This is a genomic window from Streptomyces ossamyceticus (assembly GCF_001418475.1).
Taxonomy (GTDB): Bacteria; Actinomycetota; Actinomycetes; order Streptomycetales; family Streptomycetaceae; genus Streptomyces; species Streptomyces ossamyceticus.
On sequence record NZ_LIQX01000643.1, the window covers coordinates 1 to 2,794 of the forward strand.

Sequence of the window (2,794 nt, forward strand, 5' to 3'; positions counted from 1 at the left end):
CACGGCTGTGGGGTTGTCGTGGTGCACGGCTGTGGGGTTGTCGTGCGCTGGGCACAATCGGCGTGTACGGCTCTTCTGGTGTCGCCGTCACATCCCTCTCCCGTGCTGTCATCCACCCTGACCGGTGCCATTCTCCCACCGGTCAAGGACGAAAACACGGGCCGATCGGTTCAGCGACGAAATAGCCGGGACGGGGTGGCGTCCTGGGGACGGCGGCAGCGGGGTGGCAGCGGTGGGACGGGAGCTGCGGGGCGGCGGCTGTGGCGCGAGTGGTGGCCGGTCACCGTCGGCAGGGTGGAGGCCGCAGGCCGGTGGCCGGGTGCCGGGCCGGTGGATCAGCCGGCGTTCCGTACGGTGACCGAACCGTCCTCGGTGTGGGCCTTCACCACATGGGAGCTGCCGGAGTCACGGGGCACGGACACGGCCACGGAACCGTCGTCGCTCCCGGCCGTCACCCGGTACGAGGCCTCGCGAGGCAGCCCGATGGTGATGGAGCCGTCGTCGCTGCGGGACTCCACCAGGTCGGGCACCACGCCGAGTTCGAGCTTGACCGAGCCGTCCGCCGTACTGGCCCGGACGCTGCGCGACTCGACGCCGAGCGCGTGCACCGAGCCGTCGTCGCTGTGCATCTCCAGCGGGCCGCTGCTGTCGCTGACCCGTACCGCGCCGTCCTCGGTCCGGATCTTCAGCGACTGGGCGAACCCCTTCGCGCGCACGCTCCCGTCCCCGTCCTCCACGACGACGGCCACGCCGCGCGGCACCTCGATACGGTGCCTGGCGGAGCAGTCCGTGATGATGCCGGAGCACTTCAGCCGCAGCTTCAGCCGGTCGTCCTTCATCTCCCACGTCACCCGCGGATCCCCGCCGACCACGACCCGGCCCTCGAACCACCGGGTCACCTCGACCTCGTCCACGTCCGCCGCGACCAGTTCCAGCGCCGAGTCGTCCGAGTCGACGGTGAGCGTACGGCCCTCCAGGGCGAAGGCCCGGTGCTCCGGCTCCCGGTCGTCCCCGGCGTCCGCCCCGCACGCGGCGACGGACGCCATGAGCGCGACGGCGAGCCCGGCGACGGCCACCGTTCCCCTGCGTGACCTGCGAGACGTACGAGACGTACGAGCCATGACGATCTCCCCCTGGGGCCGGTCTTTCCCGTGTCCGCCGGCAACCGCCGAGCGTGCTTCGACCGTACGGAGCGGGGGTCTTCGGGGGGATCCGGGCCGCTCCCGGATCGAGGGTGGGGATAACCCCCGGTTAACGGTTTGCGGGGCACGGCCCACGGCAATGTAGGCTGTCGACTCGTACTCGGGTGCGTAGCTCAGGGGTAGAGCGCCTGCCTTACAAGCAGGATGTCGGCGGTTCGAAACCGTCCGCGCCCACCGACCGGCAGGACCGGTGGACAGCAGTGCGACGGCCCCTCGAAGACTCTTCGAGGGGCCGTTTCCATGCTCGCTCCGAGGCGCGTGCCCGTGTCAGTCCCAGCCGCCGAGGAGGCCGGCGTTGGCCTGCGCGTGGCAGATGTTGTAGTCGCCGGACGCGTGCGCCTTCTCGGTGTGTCCGTCGACGGTGACGGAGCAGTTGATGTCTCCCGAACCCTGGAGCTGGGCCATCACCGTGTAGTACAGGGCGTCGTCGTCCAGCGGAAGGGTGGCGGTGAACTTGCCGTTCTTCCAGGTGCCGGCCCGGCTGTCGTTGTCGGAGCCGTAGGTGATGTCGAGCGGGCCGAGTACGCCGTCGGGGGCGGTGCCCCACACCTTGAAGGTGACGACCTGCTTCTTCGGCTTCGCGGGCTTGTCGGCCTTCTCGGGTTCTCCGGTCTTCTCGGGTCTGCCGGACTTCGGGGTCTTGCTGGGCTCGGGGTCGGCCGCGGGCGCGTCGTCCTTCTTCTTCTCGGCCTCGGTGCCCTTGTCGTCGTCGCTGCTGACCGTCGTGCCCTTGCTGGTGCTGCTGGAGTCGCCTCCGGCCATCGCGCCGATGGCACCGAGGATCACGAAGAGGACGACGACGCCGAGGCAGCCGAGTCCGACGATCATGCCGACCGGAGTCTTCTTCGGCGGCGGAGGCGGTCCGCCCCATCCGGGCTGCTGCGGGTACTGCGGTCGCGGTGTGCCCCAGCCTGGTTGCTGCGGTCCCCCGGGTCCGGGCTGCGGGTACTGCTGGCTCATCTCGCCCCCCTGGCGGTGATTTGTGCGTGAGGGGCGAATGTAGTTGATGTGTGAACGGTGTAAAGGCTTCGCGATCATTCTGTGACACGTGGGGTGGCCCGGAACGATGAAGGCCCGCGCGGGTGGCGGGCCTTGGGTGGATCGCGGTAGGGCGCGGGGGGCGCGCGGAGTCACGCCTCTCGGGCACCCCCCTCCGGGGGGTCCTCCGTTGTCTCGCGTGCGTGTTTCAACAGGCTGCGGGCTGCGACGCGTTCCTCCGTCGCCACCTCCGCCCAGAAGCGGTGGCAGCTGACGAACACCGCCAGTTCGCGTTCGCGTTCGCGGAGCTTCTCGACCTCGGCCTGTTCGTCGGGTGTCCAGCCGGGGGAGGCGGGGCGCTCGATCTGGCGCCAGCCCTTGTCGTCGCTGAAACCGTCCAGGGGCTCGACGGACCAGGGTAGCCGCTTCAGCAGCGCCAGGAGCTCGGCCCGGACCTGATGCAGCTCCTCCTGGCCGGCGAGGAGGTCACTGGGGAAGTCATAGGTCTTAGCCACACGGCAATGCTACGCCTGTTCGATTTTGTGATGCGAGTTCCTTCCGCCGCTTCGAGGGGGGTGTCATTCGAACGAGTGAGTGGGGGAGTGGGTGGGGGT

General features: G+C 69.6%; 3 protein-coding genes and 1 tRNA gene. 1 reads left to right on the plus strand and 3 read right to left on the minus strand.

Annotated elements, in window-relative coordinates; translation table 11 throughout:
* Positions 1-335: 335 nt before the first annotated feature.
* Positions 336-1,121, minus strand: coding sequence for a DUF4097 family beta strand repeat-containing protein (locus AOK15_RS35635; RefSeq protein ID WP_055522534.1), 786 nt, complete (start codon positions 1,119-1,121; stop codon positions 336-338).
* A 183-nt stretch (positions 1,122-1,304) separates the two neighbouring features.
* Here AOK15_RS35635 and AOK15_RS35640 point away from each other — a divergent pair.
* Positions 1,305-1,376: transfer RNA gene (locus AOK15_RS35640), tRNA-Val, on the plus strand.
* Between the two features lie 93 nt (positions 1,377-1,469).
* Here the strand turns inward: AOK15_RS35640 and AOK15_RS47845 are convergent.
* Both AOK15_RS47845 and AOK15_RS35650 read right to left on the minus strand, forming a co-directional pair.
* On the minus strand, positions 1,470-2,162 hold the full coding sequence (locus tag AOK15_RS47845; protein WP_240508749.1) for a hypothetical protein: 693 nt from the start codon (positions 2,160-2,162) through the stop codon (positions 1,470-1,472).
* Between the two features lie 170 nt (positions 2,163-2,332).
* Positions 2,333-2,695, minus strand: coding sequence for a hypothetical protein (locus AOK15_RS35650; RefSeq protein ID WP_055522536.1), 363 nt, complete (start codon positions 2,693-2,695; stop codon positions 2,333-2,335).
* Between the last annotated feature and the right edge of the window lie 99 nt (positions 2,696-2,794).

Coding starts and splice junctions, on each gene's coding strand:
- AOK15_RS35635 (WP_055522534.1), bottom strand. CDS start 1,121: ATGGCTCGTACGTCTCGTACGTCTCGCAGGTCACGCAGGGGAACGGTG.
- AOK15_RS47845 (WP_240508749.1), bottom strand. CDS start 2,162: ATGAGCCAGCAGTACCCGCAGCCCGGACCCGGGGGACCGCAGCAACCA.